The sequence below is a fragment of the Bradyrhizobium sp. USDA 4472 genome (assembly GCF_054058595.1).
Genome location: NZ_JBSSAM010000001.1, coordinates 172320 through 188458 on the forward strand (window position 1 = coordinate 172320; position 16139 = coordinate 188458).

At 64.4% G+C, this 16139-nt stretch carries 18 protein-coding genes; 2 read left to right on the top strand and 16 right to left on the bottom strand.

The annotated features are described in order from the left end of the window. Window positions 1-37: 37 nt before the first annotated feature. Window positions 38-955 (top strand): DMT family transporter, encoded by a 918-nt coding sequence (locus tag ACVWZ4_RS00790; protein WP_456789945.1) that lies wholly within the window; start codon window positions 38-40, stop codon window positions 953-955. Here the strand turns inward: ACVWZ4_RS00790 and ACVWZ4_RS00795 are convergent. The 16 genes from ACVWZ4_RS00795 to ACVWZ4_RS00870 form a co-directional block, all read right to left on the bottom strand. Beyond that, on the bottom strand, window positions 934-1989 hold the full coding sequence (locus ACVWZ4_RS00795) for a YeeE/YedE family protein (RefSeq protein WP_456702467.1): 1056 nt from the start codon (window positions 1987-1989) through the stop codon (window positions 934-936). The two genes, ACVWZ4_RS00790 and ACVWZ4_RS00795, sit on opposite strands and share 22 nt — an antisense overlap. A gap of 56 nt (window positions 1990-2045) precedes the next feature. Next, a complete protein-coding gene (locus ACVWZ4_RS00800) occupies window positions 2046-3050 on the bottom strand; it encodes a quinone oxidoreductase family protein (RefSeq protein ID WP_456739650.1) in 1005 nt (334 codons plus the stop codon). Between the two features lie 91 nt (window positions 3051-3141). Continuing rightward, a complete protein-coding gene (gene paaK, locus ACVWZ4_RS00805) occupies window positions 3142-4473 on the bottom strand; it encodes a phenylacetate--CoA ligase PaaK (RefSeq protein ID WP_456738075.1) in 1332 nt (443 codons plus the stop codon). Window positions 4474-4501: 28 nt separating this feature from the next. Beyond that, a complete protein-coding gene (gene paaI / locus ACVWZ4_RS00810; protein WP_456702464.1) occupies window positions 4502-4951 on the bottom strand; it encodes a hydroxyphenylacetyl-CoA thioesterase PaaI in 450 nt (149 codons plus the stop codon). A 55-nt stretch (window positions 4952-5006) separates the two neighbouring features. Beyond that, window positions 5007-6089: a 1,2-phenylacetyl-CoA epoxidase subunit PaaE gene (paaE, locus tag ACVWZ4_RS00815; RefSeq protein ID WP_456702463.1), complete on the bottom strand. Its 1083-nt coding sequence runs from the start codon at window positions 6087-6089 to the stop codon at window positions 5007-5009. Window positions 6090-6148: 59 nt separating this feature from the next. After that, entirely contained in the window at window positions 6149-6652 is a 504-nt protein-coding gene (paaD, locus tag ACVWZ4_RS00820; protein ID WP_456702462.1) for a 1,2-phenylacetyl-CoA epoxidase subunit PaaD, read from the bottom strand. Beyond that, window positions 6646-7422: a 1,2-phenylacetyl-CoA epoxidase subunit PaaC gene (gene paaC, locus ACVWZ4_RS00825; RefSeq protein ID WP_456702461.1), complete on the bottom strand. Its 777-nt coding sequence runs from the start codon at window positions 7420-7422 to the stop codon at window positions 6646-6648. The genes paaD and paaC overlap by 7 nt, the downstream gene beginning before the upstream one ends. Continuing rightward, a complete protein-coding gene (gene paaB / locus ACVWZ4_RS00830) occupies window positions 7422-7709 on the bottom strand; it encodes a 1,2-phenylacetyl-CoA epoxidase subunit PaaB (protein WP_008136594.1) in 288 nt (95 codons plus the stop codon). Before paaB ends, paaC begins: the two co-directional genes overlap by 1 nt. A gap of 10 nt (window positions 7710-7719) precedes the next feature. Continuing rightward, a complete protein-coding gene (paaA, locus tag ACVWZ4_RS00835) occupies window positions 7720-8712 on the bottom strand; it encodes a 1,2-phenylacetyl-CoA epoxidase subunit PaaA (RefSeq protein WP_456705217.1) in 993 nt (330 codons plus the stop codon). A 77-nt stretch (window positions 8713-8789) separates the two neighbouring features. Beyond that, window positions 8790-9656 carry a phenylacetic acid degradation operon negative regulatory protein PaaX gene (gene paaX / locus ACVWZ4_RS00840; RefSeq protein ID WP_456702460.1) on the bottom strand — a complete coding sequence of 289 codons (867 nt, stop codon included), beginning with the start codon at window positions 9654-9656 and terminating at the stop codon, window positions 8790-8792. 224 nt (window positions 9657-9880) lie between these two features. Further along, window positions 9881-10651, bottom strand: a complete 771-nt coding sequence (locus tag ACVWZ4_RS00845; protein WP_456739651.1) for an esterase/lipase family protein — start codon at window positions 10649-10651, stop codon at window positions 9881-9883. A 187-nt stretch (window positions 10652-10838) separates the two neighbouring features. After that, on the bottom strand, window positions 10839-12125 hold the full coding sequence (locus ACVWZ4_RS00850) for a DUF445 domain-containing protein (RefSeq protein WP_456739652.1): 1287 nt from the start codon (window positions 12123-12125) through the stop codon (window positions 10839-10841). A 165-nt stretch (window positions 12126-12290) separates the two neighbouring features. Then, window positions 12291-12743, bottom strand: coding sequence for a phasin (locus tag ACVWZ4_RS00855; RefSeq protein ID WP_456702457.1), 453 nt, complete (start codon window positions 12741-12743; stop codon window positions 12291-12293). A 215-nt stretch (window positions 12744-12958) separates the two neighbouring features. Next, window positions 12959-13552: an N-acetyltransferase family protein gene (locus tag ACVWZ4_RS00860; RefSeq protein ID WP_456702456.1), complete on the bottom strand. Its 594-nt coding sequence runs from the start codon at window positions 13550-13552 to the stop codon at window positions 12959-12961. Further along, window positions 13549-14631 (bottom strand): PHA/PHB synthase family protein, encoded by a 1083-nt coding sequence (locus ACVWZ4_RS00865; RefSeq protein ID WP_456738071.1) that lies wholly within the window; start codon window positions 14629-14631, stop codon window positions 13549-13551. The genes ACVWZ4_RS00860 and ACVWZ4_RS00865 overlap by 4 nt, the downstream gene beginning before the upstream one ends. Then, window positions 14628-15008 carry a hypothetical protein gene (locus ACVWZ4_RS00870; protein WP_456739653.1) on the bottom strand — a complete coding sequence of 127 codons (381 nt, stop codon included), beginning with the start codon at window positions 15006-15008 and terminating at the stop codon, window positions 14628-14630. The genes ACVWZ4_RS00865 and ACVWZ4_RS00870 overlap by 4 nt, the downstream gene beginning before the upstream one ends. A gap of 171 nt (window positions 15009-15179) precedes the next feature. Between ACVWZ4_RS00870 and ACVWZ4_RS00875 the strand changes: the two genes are divergently transcribed. Further along, window positions 15180-16100, top strand: a complete 921-nt coding sequence (locus ACVWZ4_RS00875; RefSeq protein ID WP_456739654.1) for an alpha/beta fold hydrolase — start codon at window positions 15180-15182, stop codon at window positions 16098-16100. Window positions 16101-16139 lie beyond the last annotated feature (39 nt).

Here is a 16139-nt window from a genome sequence, read left to right on the forward strand (position 1 = left end):
GCTATCCACCGGACCGGACTGCTTCAAGGATTTTGCGATGAACTCTTCCCTGTCACCCCGTGCGGCGATCGGCCTGTTTCTCATCGTCGTGCTTGCCTGGGGCGTGAACTGGTCGATGACGAAGCAGATCGTTCAATTCCTTCCGCCGCTGTGGACCTCGGCGATCCGCAGCTGGATCGCCCTGGCTGGACTGTTCGTGATCCTCGGATTGAGCAACAATCTGGTGATCCCGGAGCGGCGCGATATTCCGGTGGTGCTCAGCGTCGCGTTGCTGCACATGACGATATTCTCCGTGCTGGTTGCGGCCGGTGTGCGCTTCCTGCCCGCGAGCAAGGCCGTCGTGCTCGGCTACACCACGCCGCTCTGGGTCGCGATCGCGACGCCTCTGCTCGGAAAGGATACGCTGACCCTGGCGAAGCTTGCCGGCGCCCTGTTGGGATTGATCGGGCTTGCCGTGATCCTGAACCCGGCGTCGATCGACTGGACCAACAGCAACGTCGTGCTCGGTGCCGGCATGGTCATTCTGGCCGCGATCTCCTGGGCTGCGAACATCATCTATATCCGCGCGCACCGCTGGATCGCATCCCCGCTCCAGCTCCTGATCTGGCAGGTGCTCGTGGCGACGATCGTGCTGACAGTGTCAGCTATGGTCGTGGATGGCCTGCCGCATGCGGCATGGTCGTGGAAGCTTGTCCTGCTGTTCCTGTATTCCGGCCTGATCGGGACTGCGCTCGCTTATTGGGCGATGTCGATGGTCAACAAGAGCATCTCGGCGCTGACCACGGCGCTTGGCACCACCGCGACGCCGCTCGTCGGTATTGCCAGCGCGGCGATCCTGCTGGGCGAGCCGATCGACAGGAGCCTCGTCACCGCCGCGGCACTGATCGTCACCGGCATCGGCCTGGCGACGCTGGGCGACCGGCTGCTGCGCCGTCAGGCGACCGCGAGCGGTTGAACGCGCAAGCTGCCGCGCAGACCTGCCGCGGTGCCGAGCACGATGCCGGCGACCGCAACGAAGGAGCCCAGCGCGAGCGTCGACACGCCGGTGAGTCCCTGCCCGATCGAGCAGCCAAACGCCATCACGCCGCCGATGCCCATGAGCGCGGCGCCGCCGGCCGAGCGCAGCATGTGGCGCGGCGACGAATAGCCTTCGAGCCTGAAGCGGCCAGTGACGAGCGCAGTGACGAGGCTGCCGGCAAGAACGCCACCAACCGTCGCGATGCCAAAGTTCAGCGTCAGGCCGGTCGAGAGCATGGCGTATTGCAGGCTATCGGCGATCGGCGCGATGAAGGTGAGCGAGGTGACCGGGACGGGATTGAAATCGTCGGCGCCGACATAGCCGGTCACGTACCATCCGCCGGCGACGAGCAGACCGACAATGACCCCGGCCGCGATCTGGCCCGGAGAGCGGCGGAACGCCGTATGCGCGAAGGCAAACAGGATCAGCGCGAAGGCGATCACGGCTGCGGCCAAAGCTCGCGAAGCCCCCTCAGCGAGACCGAGCGTCGCCAGCACTGAGGGCAACGAATTGACGTTCACAGTTGTTTGCGAAGCCTGAACCAGCGCAATGCGAGCCGGCGCGATCAGGCCCTTGAGCGTCATCTGCGCGGCAATGGCAAGCACGGTCACGACGACGAACGAGCGGAGATTGCCGCGGCCCAGCAGCACCAGCGCCCGCGAGCCGCAACCGTTCGACAGCACCATGCCATAACCAAACAGCAGGCCACCGAGGAACAGCACAGGCAGCGAAAAGGTCTGTTGCAGGTAGATCGACTTGCCGAGATCGACCATGCCGGCGCCGGCGAGGAACTGGCTCGCCGCAATCGCCACCGCAATCGCCAACGCGTAAGACCGGACCAGCCGCCCGTCTCCCTCTGCCAACCAGGCGCGCATGCTGCTCATCAGGCAGAAGCCGCTGAGCAGGCCGACGGAGCCATAGACGAGGCCGATAACGAAGCCGGCGAGGATGACGGGATGGGTGGATTCCATTGAACGTTCTCAGACCTCTCGCCATTCTCCCGTCATTGCGAGCGCAATGACGAGCTTCATGGCCGCAGGATTACCCTATCGCGCGACGACCCGGCAACGGCGGCATAAGCCTCCTTCGCCCGCTGCAATGGGTAGATCGCATTCGCCCTGATCGGGAACGGCTTCAGGTGACCGCTCGCAAAGCCGGGGCCGAGCTCACGCAGCACCGCGCCGGTCGCAGCCGAGGACAGTCCAAGCGTGTCGATGCCGACATAGGTGTGTTGCCCGCGATAGAATTCGAGGATGTTGAACTGCACGATGCGGTCGATCGCGGCGATCAGGATCTGACGGCCGCGCAACGCGAGCGACTTGTGCGCAGCCTGGAAGTAGGGATCGCCGACGGTATTGAAGACGATGTCGGCGCCCTTGCCGCCGGTCAATTCGCGCACGCGCGCGGCGACGTCGACCGCAGAGGCGTCGATCACCTCGATCGGCGCATTGCCGTGGCCTTCATAGGCTTCGGACTTGCGCACCACGCCGATGACGCGTGCGCCGTGCCAGGTTGCGATCTGCACCGCGGCCTGACCGACCTTGCCATTGACCCCGAACACGAGAACCGTCTCGCCACTCTTCGGCACGCCGGCACGGCGAAAGCCCTCCATCGCGGTGACGAAGGGCACGCCGATGCCGGCAGCTTCTTCCCACGACAGCGCCTTCGGCTTCTCCACCGCCGCATCCGCCTCGACCACGAGATGGCTGGCATGGCTGCCATCGCGGCGGATGCCGAGATCGCCGGAAGAGCCGAACACCTCGCGGCCCATCGTGCCGGCCGGGCCATCGATCACCATGCCGGCATAGTCACGGCCAGGTGTGCGCGGGAACACCGCATAGGGCATCAGGCCGGTAGCGGCCTTGACGTCGGACGGATTGACCGCGGCCGCCTTCACCTCGATCAGCAGGTCGTTCGGGCCACGGCTCAGCCTATGTTGCTCGACCACGGGCGTAACCGCCGCGGCGCTCTCTGCCTTGGCATTGAGGCGCACGCAACGCGCTTCGACGGTTTTGCTATCGGATGGCGACATGAAAAAGACCCGCGATTTCTCGCGGGCCTTGTCGCCTCTGGAGGCGGTCGAGTCAATCGGTCAAGTCAGTCCGTCAAGTCAGTCCGTCAAGTCAGTCCTTGGGCCGCTTGTCATAGAGGCGCTTGGCCTTGCCGAGCGAGCGTTCCAGCGTGGCGGGCGCAACCACCTGCACCCTCGAGCTGATGCCGATCGTGTTCTTGATATGGGTCGAGATCCGGTCGGCATGGTCGATCAGACCACGGCCGTCCCAGCTTTCGGGTCGCGCCTCGGCGATGATGGTCAGCTCGTCCATGCGGCCTTCGCGGGTCAGTTCGAGGATGAAGTGTCCACCGCACCAGTCGGTCGCGAGCAGCACCTCTTCGATCTGGGTCGGAAACAAGTTGACGCCGCGCAAGATGATCATGTCGTCCGAGCGGCCCGTCACCTTCTCCATGCGCCGCATGCCGGGGCGCGCCGTGCCCGGCAGCAGCCGCGTCAGGTCACGGGTGCGGTAACGAATCACCGGGAACGCTTCCTTGGTCAGCGAGGTGAAGACCAGTTCGCCTTGTTCGCCATCCGGCAGCACCGCACCCGTTACCGGGTCGATCACTTCAGGATAGAAATGGTCCTCCCAGATGTGCAGCCCATCCTTGGTCTCGATGCATTCCTGCGCGACGCCCGGCCCGATCACCTCGGAGAGGCCGTAGATGTCGGTGGCATCCATGTCGAAGGCGTCCTCGATCTCGCTGCGCATCGCATTGGTCCAGGGCTCGGCCCCGAAGATGCCGACCCTGAGCGAGCATTGGCGCGGATCGAGCTTCTGGCGCTTGAACTCGTCGAGGATCGCCAGCATGTAGCTCGGCGTCACCGTGATGATATCAGGCCTGAAGTCGTTGATGAGCTGCACCTGCCGCTCGGTCATACCGCCGGAGATTGGCACCACCGTGCAGCCGAGCTTTTCGGCGCCGTAATGGACGCCGAGCCCGCCGGTGAAGAGACCGTAGCCGTAGGCATTGTGGATGATCATGCCGGTGCGGCCGCCGGCAGCACGGATGGAGCGCGCCATCACCTCCGACCAGGTGTCGATGTCGCGTTGCGTATAGCCGACCACGATCGGCTTCCCCGTCGTTCCCGAAGAGGCGTGCACGCGCACCAGCTTTTCGCGCGGTACGGCGAACATGTTGAAGGGATAATTATCGCGCAGATCCGTTTTCACCGTGAACGGAAACTTCGCGAGATCGGAGAGCTCGTGAAAATCGGCTGGATGCACGCCCGCCTTGTCGAAGGCCGTGCGATAATGCGCGACGTTGTCGTAGGCGTGCTGGAGCGACCAGGCCAGCCGCTGCTTCTGCAGCGCCATGATCTCGTCGCGCGACGCGCGCTCCTGCGCATCCATCTCGGCACGATAGGTGTTACCACCTTCCTTGCGCCTGGTCAGAGCCATTCTCGTTTCCCCACATCGGTTCGTTCTGTTATTTGTCTTGCTGCGGCAGCCATGTGCCGGGAACGACACGCGAATGCCCGCGGAATTCAGCAACGACGGTATCGCCGGCCGTGACGCGCACGTCATAGATGCCGGACCGACCGCCGCGCGTGACCTCGCGCGCCTTCGCCACCAGGCGGTCGCCGAGCTTGCCAGGTTTGATGAAGCTGATCTGGCCCTGCGCCGCAACAACGCGATCGTTGTGCGAGTTGCAGGCAAAGGCGAAAGCGGAGTCGGCGAGCGTGAAGATGAAGCCGCCATGGGCGATGCGTTGGCCGTTGACCATGTCGGGCCGCACCGTCATGGCGAGCGTCGCAAAGCCCGGACCGATCTCGACGATCTCCATTCCAAGTCCCTTGGAGGCATCGTCCTCCGCCCACATCGCCTCAGCGCAGGCGCGGGCAACATCTTCAGGCGACAGGGCGGCTTTGACGTTCACGCGCTTCTCCCGGCGAATTGCTTGCACATGATGTTCTGCCTGATGGTCAACACTGTCAAACGTGGTCGTAGTCGACCACGACGCGCTGGGACGATGGCTTGGCCTGGCACGTGAGGACGAATCCGGCCTTCAGCTCCCAGGGTTCCAGCGAATAGTTGAGGTCCATCGGCGCCTCGCCCTCGACCAGCTTGGCGCGACAGGTCGAGCACATGCCGCCTTTGCAGGCGAAGGGCAAATCGACGCCGGCGCGCAGCGCGGCATCGAGGATCGCCTCGTCCTCGGCGACCGGAACATCGCGGCGCTTGCCGTCGATGATCAGGGAGGCGATCGACTTCGGGGGCGCGTCGGGCGCAACGGCCTTCTTCGGTCGCGGCTTGCCGCCAAACTCCGAGACGAAGCGTTCGACGTGAATGCGGTCGTCGGCGATGCCGAGATCGCGACAGGTCGCCTCGATGTCTTCGCTCATGCCCGAGGGACCACAGACGAAGACGTGGTCGACGCTTGCGGCCGGTACCAGCGAGCGCAGCAGCACCCTCACCTTGTCGCCATCGAGCCGGCCATGCAGGATCGGAATGTCCTGCTCCTCACCGGAGATGACGTGGAAGATCGAGAGGCGGTCGATGAAGCGGTCCTTGAGCTCCTCGAGCGCCTCGAGGAACATGATGTTGTCCGTGGTACGGTTGCCGTAGAACAGGAAGAACCGGCTGTCGGGCTCGCGCGTCAAGACGCCCTTGACGATCGACAGGATCGGCGTGATGCCCGAGCCCGCGGCGAAGCCGACATGGATGCGTCCGGCATCATCAGGCGGGAGCACGCCGAAGCGGCCGGTCGGCGTCATCACATCGAGTTCGTCGCCGCGTTTGAGCTCGTCCGCCGCCCAGCTCGAGAACGCGCCACCGTCGACCTTCTTCACCGCGATACGGATTTCGCCATCATCGGGGCCGGAGCAGATCGAATAGGAGCGACGCACCTCTTCGCCATCGAGCATGGTGCGGAGCGTGAGATACTGGCCGGGCGTGAAGGCGTAGTCGCCCGCGAGTTCGCCGGGGATGGCGAAGGTCATCGAGACGGCATCAGACGCCTCGCGGCGGAGATCGTTGACGGCCAGGCGATGGAAGCGCGGTGCGGCTGCAGACATCTCGAATACCCTAGATTTGAGCCACAGCCGTCATTGCGGTCGGGTTGGCATCGTGCGCCTCAATGGCACTTGAAGTAGTCGAACGGTTCGCGGCAGGACTTGCACCGCCACAGCGCCTTGCAGGAGGTCGAGCCGAATTCCGACAACAGCTCGGTCTTCTCGGAGCCGCATTGCGGACACGCGACGGCTTGCTCACCAAACAGTGCGCGGCGCGAACCTGAAGCCTGCGGCGGTGCGATGCCGTAGGCGCGCAGCTTCCGACGGCCCTCCTCGCTCATCCAATCGGTGGTCCAGGCCGGCGACAGCACGGCGCGTACTTTCGGGCGACGGAAGCCGGCGCGCTCCAGCGCGATCTCGATTTCGAGCGCGATCATGTTCATCGCCGGGCAGCCCGAATAGGTCGGCGTGATCACGACCTCGGCATGGTCGCCGTCAACAATGACATCGCGGAGCACGCCCAGATCGGCGATGGTCAGCACGGGGATCTCAGGATCGACCACGCCCGCCGCAGCATCCCAGGCTCGCCGGCGCAGCTCGCTGTCGCGATCGAGCACCGTCACCATGTCTGCCCCGGAAACGTGCGCTGCATCGATTGCAACTCCGACAGCAGATGGCCGAGATGTTCGCTGTGCCGGCCGGAACGGCCGCCCTGCTGCATCCAGTCGTTCTGCGGCAGCGTCAGGGTTGCCTCGCTCACGACATCGGACAGCGTCGTCATCCAACGGCCGCGCAGCGTGCCTGGATCGACGGCAATGCCGGCCTCGATCAGGGCGCGCTCGCCGTCGTCGACGGCAAACATCTCGCCGGTGAAGGCCCAGAGATGATCGATCGCGCCTTGAGCGCGCGCGTGGCTCTCATCCGTGCCATCGCCAAGGCGGATGATCCATTCCGAGGCATGACGCAGATGATAGGCGCTCTCCTTCTCCGACTTCGCAGCAATGGCCGCGAGCGTCGCGTCGCGCGAATTCATCATCGCGCGCCAGTAAAGATCGGCGAAGGCGGAGTAAAAGAACTGCCGCACCAGGGTCTGGGCGAAGTCGCCATTGGGCTGCTCGACCAGCAGCAGATTGCGGTACTGCCTGACATCGCGCAAATACGCGAGCTTGTCCTCGTCGTTGTCCCCGCCTTCGGCCTTGGCGGCGTAGGTGTACAGTTCGCGCGCCTGGCCGATCAGGTCGAGGGCGATGTTGGAGAGCGCCATGTCCTCTTCCATCATCGGCGCATGCCCGCACCATTCCGACAGGCGGTGACCGAGGATCAGCGCGTCATCGGCACGGCGCAGCGCGTAGAGCACCAGCGGTGTTTCGGAGACGTCGATGTTGGCAACCGGCATCACATATGCCCCACTTCTTCCGGCACCTCGTAGAACGTCGGATGCCGGTAGATCTTCGATTCCGCCGGCTCGAACATCATGCCCTTCTCGGCGGGGTCGCTGGCGGTGATCGCGGTTGACGGCACGACCCAGATCGACAGGCCCTCGCCGCGGCGGGTGTAAATGTCGCGGGCAGCCTGCAGCGCCATGGTGGCGTCGCTCGCATGCAGCGAGCCGACATGCTTGTGCGCGAGCCCGTTGCGGCTGCGAATGAAGACTTCCCACAGCGGCGTATTCGGGGTGGCCATATCGATCTCCTTATTCCGCGGCTTGTGCGGTCTGACGCTGTGCGCGCTTGCTGGCGTAGGCGGCAGCGGCTTCGCGCACCCAGGCGCCCTCATCGTGCGCCTTGCGGCGCGCCGCCATGCGATCGCGATTGCAAGGGCCGTTGCCGGCGAGCACCTGCTTGAACTCGGTCCAGTCGATCCCGCTGTAGCGCCAGTGGCCCTCGGCATCCTGGGTCATGCCTGGATCGGGAATGGTGAGGCCGAGATATTGCGCCTGCGGCACCGTGGCATCGACGAACTTCTGCCGGAGTTCGTCATTGGAGAAACGCTTGATCTTCCACTTCGTCGATGTGTCGCTGTGCTGGCTCGTGGCGTCCGGCGGACCGAACATCATCAGAACCGGCCACCACCACCTGTTCAGCGCATCCTGCGCCATCGCCTTCTGCTCGTCCGAGCCGCGGCACAGCGTCAGCATGATCTCGTAACCCTGGCGCTGATGGAACGATTCCTCCTTGCAGACGCGGATCATCGCGCGCGCATAGGGGCCGTAGGAGCAACGGCACAGCGGGATCTGGTTCATGATCGCGGCGCCGTCGACCAGCCAGCCGATGGTGCCGATGTCGGCCCAGGTCAGCGTCGGATAGTTGAAGATGGAGGAGTATTTGGCCTTGCCCGCAAGCATGGCGTCCACGAGTTCCTCGCGCGAGGTGCCGAGCGTCTCGGCCGCGGCGTAGAGATAGAGCCCGTGGCCGCACTCATCCTGCACCTTGGCGAGCAGCGCGGCCTTGCGGCGCAGGGTCGGCGCGCGCGTGATCCAGTTGCCTTCGGGCAGCATGCCGACGATTTCGGAATGGGCGTGCTGGGAGATCTGGCGGGTGAGCGTCTTGCGATAGGCCGCCGGCATCCAGTCGTTCGGCTCGATGCGCTCTTCGGCATCGATACGGGCCTGGAACTGCGCAGCCTTGGCCGCATCCTCGAGACCGCGATCATCGCTCTCGGCCATGTTCAGCGCCTGGGTATACATGCGCATTCCTCCCGTCTCGTTGGGAAGCAATATATAACAGAATTTAAGTCATGCAAGATATTTCTGTAACATAAAAATCAGGCGCCGAATCTCCGTTCCAGGAGCTTTCGCGCCGCCGGCAACGCGCCCTTCTCATTGGTTCCATGGCTATCAAGCCATTGTTCGGACGGGACAAGCAGCGCCCGATAGATCTCGCCGCAGAGTTCGCGGGCAGCCTTGCCCGGCCAATCCGCCGGCAGCAGGCTCTCGGGAAGCAGCGGATCGCGCAGCACGACGCGGCGGTAATAGTGGATCAGCAGAATGCGCGCGGTGAACGCATCGGCCTCGGACAAATCCGTGCCGCGCGCGATCGCGGCGCGTAACGGCTCGAACGTCTTCATGAATTTCAGATAAGCATCGGCGGTGCGCCCCAGCGGCCAGCTCGCGCCGAGCAGTCGACGCCCATTGTCATCCTCGGCCGAGACCTCGAGACGGATGGCCCCTGCGGCCTGCTCCGGCACCGGCACGCCTGATGGTGCCACCCACACGCCCGGCAGCGGGCTGCCGAAACCGGCATTTCGCAGCGCCTCGCGTGAGACATCACGGTCTTCACCATTGCCGATCAGCAGCAACTCGAAGCGACCGGTCCAGTTCGACGGCGGCGGATCGTAGATGTGGCGTGTCGCCGCTTCGAATGTCTCGCGGCCCTTCTCGGCGAGGCGGTAAAAGCTGTTGCGGCCGACCTTTTCGCGCGTCAGCCAGCCATCGGCAGCCAGGCGCGACATCGCCGTTCGCACCACGCTGCCATCGATATCGATGCCCTCGAAAAACGCCAGCAACGTGCCGAGCCACACCGACCCGCCGCGCGGCACGATGGCATCGCCGAACATGGTGATGACGATGGAGCCGGTGCGTGACGGCTCACGCTTGAGCTGATCGATGATGCGAGAGAGCGGATGCGCCATGGGCGAGGCATAGCGCGTTTGGTGCGGGCGCCACAATGAGGGAGCGACGGGTGCCTCTCACGATGCGGCGGCATCGGCACTGGGCTCTCTCCCGCTTGCGGGAGAGGGTTGGGGAGAGGGTGTCTCCGCAACGGGACAATCCCCAACAGGAAACAACCCTCACCCGCCACGCTCTGCGAGCGTGTCGGCCTCTCCCGCAAGCGGGAGAGGCGAAGAAAGAGAGATCACCGATGCGGATCGGGATACACCAGGCTGCGCCAGCCGCTGCGATCGAACGGGCGCCACTGGCCTTCCTTCTGCGCGAGGCGGTCGGCTACGGCGTAGACGACGGCGGGGTGATGACCCATGCCGCAATGGCTGCTCTCGACCTCGATGCTCTCGGTCTGTGCGCCGGTCTTCTCCATGCAGCCCTGCCAGGCGCAGACGCCGTCGGTGCGGCTGAAGATGGCCGTGGTCGGCACCGGCGGCGGGGCGGCGAGCTCGCCGCCGAAGCGCGGATCGACCTCGTCGGACTTCCGCCCGCTCACCCATTCATAGACGCGCCAGGCATTGGTCGAATGAGGATTGCCTGCGAAGGGGCTGCCGAGCGTGATCACCTGGCGGACGCGCTCGGGCATCATCTTGGCGAGCTGGCGCGCATAGAGGCCACCGAGGCTCCAGCCGACCAGGCTGATCTTGCGGCCATGCTTGTCGTTGAGCTCCTCGACAAGATCGAGCATGGCATGCTGCACGCCCTCGCGGAGGCCGTAGTTGCGTCCCTGGCGCCAGCCGCTGACCGCATAGCCCTTGCTGGTCAGAAAGGTTCGCAGCGCGCGCGTGGAGCCGTCGGAGGCGACGAGGCCAGGCAGCACCAGCACCGGATGCCCGTCGCCACGCGGCGCCAGGCTCAGCAGCGGTAGCGCGCCGAGGAATGCGCCGAACTCGTGGATCGCACGTCCTTCGAGAAGCATCAGAGTCCGGGACGGCGGACGCAGCGTCTGGGCTGTAGCGGTCATCAATGGTTCCCCTGAACAGGCGCCGGCCGCGATGCCGGCAATGGGCATGAACTCCAACACGCCGGCGTCTTGATCGTTCCGCAGCGCAACATGAATCAGCTAGGCGGCCGGTTCCACACATTCAAGCGGGCGAGAGGCGAAGCGACAATAGGCCCGCGCGTTAATGCTAACGGCCGTGACGCAAAAGTCACAACAATCGGAGCAGGAATTCGATGGAGTAGAGCGCAAGACCAGCCAGCCCGCCGATCAGCGAACCGTTGAAGCGGATGTATTGCAGGTCGCGCCCGATGTTGATCTCGATCAGCGAAATCAGCTGCGCCATGTCCCACGCCTTCACCTGGTCGGAGATGAAGGTCGAGACGCCGCTCTTCTGGTCGGCCACGAACCTGCGCAGCACCGTCACCAGGCCCATGTTGATCTCGCCGCGCAGCTCGGCATCGCCGGCGAGCGCATCGCCCGCCGAAACGAACATGCCGGCGAGGTGATGCTGCAGCACCTGCGTCTCGCCGCTCGCGCTGCGCTCGATGAAAGAGCGCGTATTGGCCCAGACGGTCCGGGCGAGATCGGCAAGCTCGGGCCGCGCCAGCAGGTCGCGCTTCAAGCCGTCGATGCGGTCGATGTAGGCCTGGTCGGTGCCGAGCCGGTCGACGAAGGTCAACACCATGCGGTCGAACTCGGCGCGGAATGGATGCTTGGGATCGCTGCGCACCTCATTGAAGAAGGCGGTGGCGGACGAGACGATCTTGTTCACCAGAAACTTGTCGGCGCGGTAGAGATTGAGCAGGGTCGGCAACTCCGCGCGCACCTTCTCGCGGATCATCGCCATCGTCTCTTTCTGATTCAACGTCTCGTGCATCACGCGCAGGAGATCGTCGAACAGGATCTGGTGCCTCCCCTCGGCAACAAACCCGCGCAGCGTGCCGGCGGCGAGCGGCGCGAGGTCGATCGCCTGAAGCTGCGAGGACATGCGGCGGATGATGAAGGTCATCAGGCCGGAGCTTTCGGTCGCGGACACCGCTTCCGGCAGCAGGCGCAGCACAAAGCGCGCGAGGTCGTCGCTGCGCTTGCGGTCGCGCAGCCAGTCGGCGACGAAAGAGCCGAAATCGATCTCCTTCAGCTTGGCCTCCACCGGCCCTGCCTCGAGGAAATGGACCTGGATGAATTCGCCGAGCTTGTCGGCGATCCGGGCCTGGTTGCTCTGGATGATCGCGGTATGCGGGATCGGCAGGCCGAGCGGCCGCCTGAACAGCGCGACCACGGCATACCAGTCGGCGAGGCCGCCGATCGTGGCGGCCTCTGCGAAGGCCGCGATGAAGCCGAACACGGGATGCACCGGCAGCAGCCATTTCGCGGCGACGAACAGCGTCAAGGTCGAGGCCAGCACCAGCGTCGCCAGCGCTTTCACGCGGCGCAGCTCAGCCGCCCGTTCGGCATCGCCAGGGGTGTCGAAGGAGAAGGTGGCCGGTGGGGTCATCACGCGATCACAGTACTCGTCCTTGCGAGCGAAGCGAAGCAATCCAGAGTCTTTCCAAGAAGACAGACTGGATTGGCTCGCTTCGCTCGCAATGACGGCGGCGGCGCAAAACAAAAGGCCCGCCGAAGCGGGCCTCGAATTTCAGTTTGCTCTCGGATCGCCAGATCAGGCGGTCTTGTAGACCTTGGCAAAATTGTCCTGAGCGGACTTCGCACCGTTGGCAGCAAGCTTGCCGAGATAGTCGGCGGTCGCCTTGGCGCGCGAGACGAACACTTCGCCGCGGGTGCGGAGCAGGCTCGACTGGATCTCGACGGCTTCGCTGACCGACTTGGCGGAGGCGAGCTTGTCGATGCCCGAGAAGAAGGCCTCGGCGTCTTCGTAGATCGCCTGCTGGATGTTGCGGCTGATCTTGCCGGCTTCAGTGACGGACTCCGTCACCGCGTTCTCGACGGCGGCGGTCACGCGCTCGGAGCCGGCGAACACTTCAGCGGCGCGGTCCTTGGCGGTGTTGGCGGTCTTCTTGACGAATTCGCGGGCCGCCTCGGGAACTTCCAGGTTCTGGATGTTCTTGAAAGCGTCTTTGAAGCCGTCGAAAGCGGAGTTGGTCTCGGTGGTCATGGGGTTCTCTCCATCCTCAGGGGTTGAGCTATGGGCTCACCCCGTCCTCAATGGCCCGGGGCACAACTTATATGGCATAGTTGATTGTGCGATGCAATATTCATTGCTGCACCGCGATATCACGAAATCGTGAAAGCCTTATTTGGGGGCAATCTGCCGACGTCCTGGCCCGCCGCCTTCTGTGCATGGGGTTGATTTCCGGTTTCGATCGGCCCCTAGCGCTGGACGGCGTCCGGCAGCCCATAGGCCTCCATCTGGGCCTGGACCTGCGCGATGTTGTGGCCGAGCACGACGATGTCGTGGGTCTTACCGCCGACATCCCGGACATGGTCCCGCAACAGGGCCTCGGCCTTGAAGCCGAGGCTCTCGAACAGTGCGATCGCCGCCTGCTGGTCGACCGTCATCTGGACCGAAAGCTTCTCCAGCCCCGCCCGGAGGGCGAGCGCAAAGGTTTCCTGCGACAGCGCCTTCCCCACCCCCTTCCCGCGCACGTCCTGCGAGACCACCATGCGGATCTCGCCGACATGGGGCGACCAGGAGTGAGGATCGCGCACCAGGGTGCCGCAGCCGACCACCCTGCCATCTTTCACCGCAAGCAGACTCTGAATCGCACCGCGCTCGATCTCCTTGACCCAGGCGGACAGCACCTTCGGCTCGCTGATGTTGCGCGGCAGGAACAACAGATCATGGGTCGGCAGGCCCTTGCCGAAGGCGAGCACCGCAGTTTCGTCCATAGGCGACATCAGGCGGATCTCGACGTCGCCCGCGTCGGTTCTGACGTGGCGTGGATAGGAACGCTGCTCACTCATGTCGATCTTGTCCCCAGCCAGGAATCCAGTTTCGGCCACAGCCGCTTGACCGCGTTGGCGCCTGCGACCAGCGAGACGTGACCGCCTTTCAGCATCACCTCTTCCTTGTCCGCGGAGCCGATCTTCGCGATCAGATGCTTTGCCGCGTCATAGGGCACGATGTGATCGTGCTCGGCGACCGCATGCAGGATCGGCACCTTGATGTTCTCAAGCTTCGCCGTACGGCCACCGACCGACATGGTGTCGTTGTAGAGCTTGTTGTCCCACATCAGGTCCTTGGTGATGGTGCGGAAATACTCGCCCGCCAGCGGCAGCGTGTCGGTCGCCCAGCGGTCGAACATCCGGTACGACTTCACGAACTCGTCGTTCCAGATGTTTTCCCAGAGCTGGATCTGGCTGACCGTGCGCGACGCCGGACGCAGCATCTCGAACGAGGACAGGATCATCTCCGGCGGCACGTTGCCGACGCTGTCGACGAGGCGGTCGACGTCGAAATAGCGGCGGTCGGAGAAATTCGAGAACAGCTTCATCTCGCGGAAGTCGATCGGCGTGGTGAAGCAGATCAAATTTTTCATCGGCCCCTCCGGGAAGATCGAGCCGTAGAGCAGCGACAGCACCCCGCCAAAGCAATAGCCGATGAGGGAGACGTCCTGCTCGCCGGAATCGGCCTGCACGCGGCGGACGCAATCCGGGATGAAGTCGAGGACGTAGTCCTCCATACGCAGGCTCTTCTCCTCCGGCCGCGGTGCACTCCAGTCCAGCATGTAGACGTCGTAGCCGCGCTTCAAGAGGAACTCGATGAAGCTCTGGCCGGGCACGAGATCGAGAATGTAGCCGCGATTGGTGGTCGCCATCACGACCAGCACGGGCACCCGGTAGATCTCGTCCGTCATTGGCCGGTAGTGATAGAGGCTCATCGTGCCGCGCGAATGCAGCACGTCCTTTGGGGTCGATCCGAGCGTCGGGCCGGAGGTCGAGAAATATTCGACGCCCTTGATGCTGCGCTGGATGGCGCGCTGCACCTCGGCCTGGATGCGCTCCGGGATTGCTGCGAAATCAACTCCCGTCGGCGCGTTCATTTTGGCCCTCCGCTTTCGGACGGCGGGCGCTTTGTGCGCGGCGGCCGCGGCACGGCATCGATCGGCGCCCCCGTGGAATTGGCCGACATCTTGCTCAGCATCGAGCTGATCTCGCCGAGCTGCGCCTCGATCGACTGAAGCCGCTCGGCGATGCCGGTCATTTGCTCGCGGCTCGGCAGATTCATCGAGAGCAAATACTTCTCCATGAGATCGCCGAATTGCTTCTGCGCACCTGCAGCCGCGCCGCCAGCCCGATTCATGGCCTGCGAGAATTCGGGCGTCTCCATCGCCTTGGTGGCAAGCGAGTTGAACCCCTTCTCCATCTCGCCGACCATCTTCTGCCACAAGGCGACGGGGTCGGTGATCTTGTCGGTCATCGGCGTCCTCCAGGTCACGAGGGCTTCTTGCGCCCCTCTTTTGTCTCCATACCACACCGTTGCGACGGGCCGGTCAACGGCTAAGCGACAGGTCGATGTCGCACGCATGGCTTCTTTGCGGCGGCAAACCATGCAATACAATTCCCGCCTGGAAGCCAAGGGAGCACGCCGGTGAACGCCTCCGCCCATCAGCCGCCACAGACCGTCCGCGCCAACGGCATCGACATCTGCTATGAGATTTTCGGCAACGACAATGCCGAGCCGCTGCTGCTGGTCATGGGGCTCGGGGCGCAGATGATCCACTGGGACGATGGGTTCTGCGAGCAGCTTGCAACGCACGGCTTTCGCGTGATCCGTTTCGACAACCGCGATATCGGCAAGTCGAGCCATCTCACGGGCGGCAGGCGGCTGACGCCGCTCGAGCTGCTGAAGCTGCGCTTGCTCAGGATTCCCGTCGCCGCGCCCTACAAGCTGATCGACATGGCCAGGGACACGGTCGGCCTGATGGATGCGCTCGGCATCAAGTCGGCGCATCTCGTCGGGGCGTCGATGGGCGGCATGATCGCGCAGGAAGTGACGCTGTCATTTCCCGAGCGCGTGCGCTCGCTGACCTCCATCATGTCGACCACGGGCAATCCGCGTGTGCCGCCGCCGACGCGCGAGGCTGCCGCCATGCTGATGGCGCCGCCGCCGCGCAGCAAGGAAGAATTCATCACCCGCTTCGGCCAAACCTGGAAAATCCTGCGCGGCGGCTCCTTTCCGGAGGAAGAGGCGCTCGATCCTGATCGTGCCGAACGCGTCTTCGCCCGTGGGCTCAATCCGGCCGGCGTCGGCCGCCAGCTCCGCGCCGTGCTCGCCTCGGGCAGCCGCAAGGAAAGGCTGCACCACGTGACGACGCCGACACTGGTCATTCACGGCACTGTCGACCCGCTGGTGCGTCCCGAAGGCGGCAAGGACACAGCGGAGTCGATTCCGGGCGCAAAGCTGCTGATGATCGAGGGCATGGGCCACGCGCTGCCGATGCGGTTCTGGCCCGAGATCATCGGCGCCATCGACAAGCACGCGCATGGAGCGGCTGCAAAGGCGGCCTAGATCGGCGCAGCCGGTCTCCTCACGGTGACCATGTGAACT

Excerpts from the sequence above, each read along its gene's own strand:
- paaC (WP_456702461.1), bottom strand. The coding sequence starts at position 7,422 with ATGCCGGTTGCCAACATCGACGTCTCCGAAACACCGCTGGTGCTCTAC.
- ACVWZ4_RS00790 (WP_456789945.1), top strand. The coding sequence starts at position 38 with ATGAACTCTTCCCTGTCACCCCGTGCGGCGATCGGCCTGTTTCTCATC.
- ACVWZ4_RS00845 (WP_456739651.1), bottom strand. The coding sequence starts at position 10,651 with ATGACCGCTACAGCCCAGACGCTGCGTCCGCCGTCCCGGACTCTGATG.
- paaK (WP_456738075.1), bottom strand. The coding sequence starts at position 4,473 with ATGGCTCTGACCAGGCGCAAGGAAGGTGGTAACACCTATCGTGCCGAG.
- ACVWZ4_RS00865 (WP_456738071.1), bottom strand. The coding sequence starts at position 14,631 with ATGAACGCGCCGACGGGAGTTGATTTCGCAGCAATCCCGGAGCGCATC.
- ACVWZ4_RS00860 (WP_456702456.1), bottom strand. The coding sequence starts at position 13,552 with ATGAGTGAGCAGCGTTCCTATCCACGCCACGTCAGAACCGACGCGGGC.
- paaE (WP_456702463.1), bottom strand. The coding sequence starts at position 6,089 with ATGTCTGCAGCCGCACCGCGCTTCCATCGCCTGGCCGTCAACGATCTC.
- ACVWZ4_RS00850 (WP_456739652.1), bottom strand. The coding sequence starts at position 12,125 with ATGACCCCACCGGCCACCTTCTCCTTCGACACCCCTGGCGATGCCGAA.
- paaX (WP_456702460.1), bottom strand. The coding sequence starts at position 9,656 with ATGGCGCATCCGCTCTCTCGCATCATCGATCAGCTCAAGCGTGAGCCG.
- paaA (WP_456705217.1), bottom strand. The coding sequence starts at position 8,712 with ATGTATACCCAGGCGCTGAACATGGCCGAGAGCGATGATCGCGGTCTC.
- ACVWZ4_RS00800 (WP_456739650.1), bottom strand. The coding sequence starts at position 3,050 with ATGTCGCCATCCGATAGCAAAACCGTCGAAGCGCGTTGCGTGCGCCTC.
- ACVWZ4_RS00855 (WP_456702457.1), bottom strand. The coding sequence starts at position 12,743 with ATGACCACCGAGACCAACTCCGCTTTCGACGGCTTCAAAGACGCTTTC.
- paaD (WP_456702462.1), bottom strand. The coding sequence starts at position 6,652 with ATGGTGACGGTGCTCGATCGCGACAGCGAGCTGCGCCGGCGAGCCTGG.
- ACVWZ4_RS00870 (WP_456739653.1), bottom strand. The coding sequence starts at position 15,008 with ATGACCGACAAGATCACCGACCCCGTCGCCTTGTGGCAGAAGATGGTC.
- paaB (WP_008136594.1), bottom strand. The coding sequence starts at position 7,709 with ATGGCCACCCCGAATACGCCGCTGTGGGAAGTCTTCATTCGCAGCCGC.
- ACVWZ4_RS00795 (WP_456702467.1), bottom strand. The coding sequence starts at position 1,989 with ATGGAATCCACCCATCCCGTCATCCTCGCCGGCTTCGTTATCGGCCTC.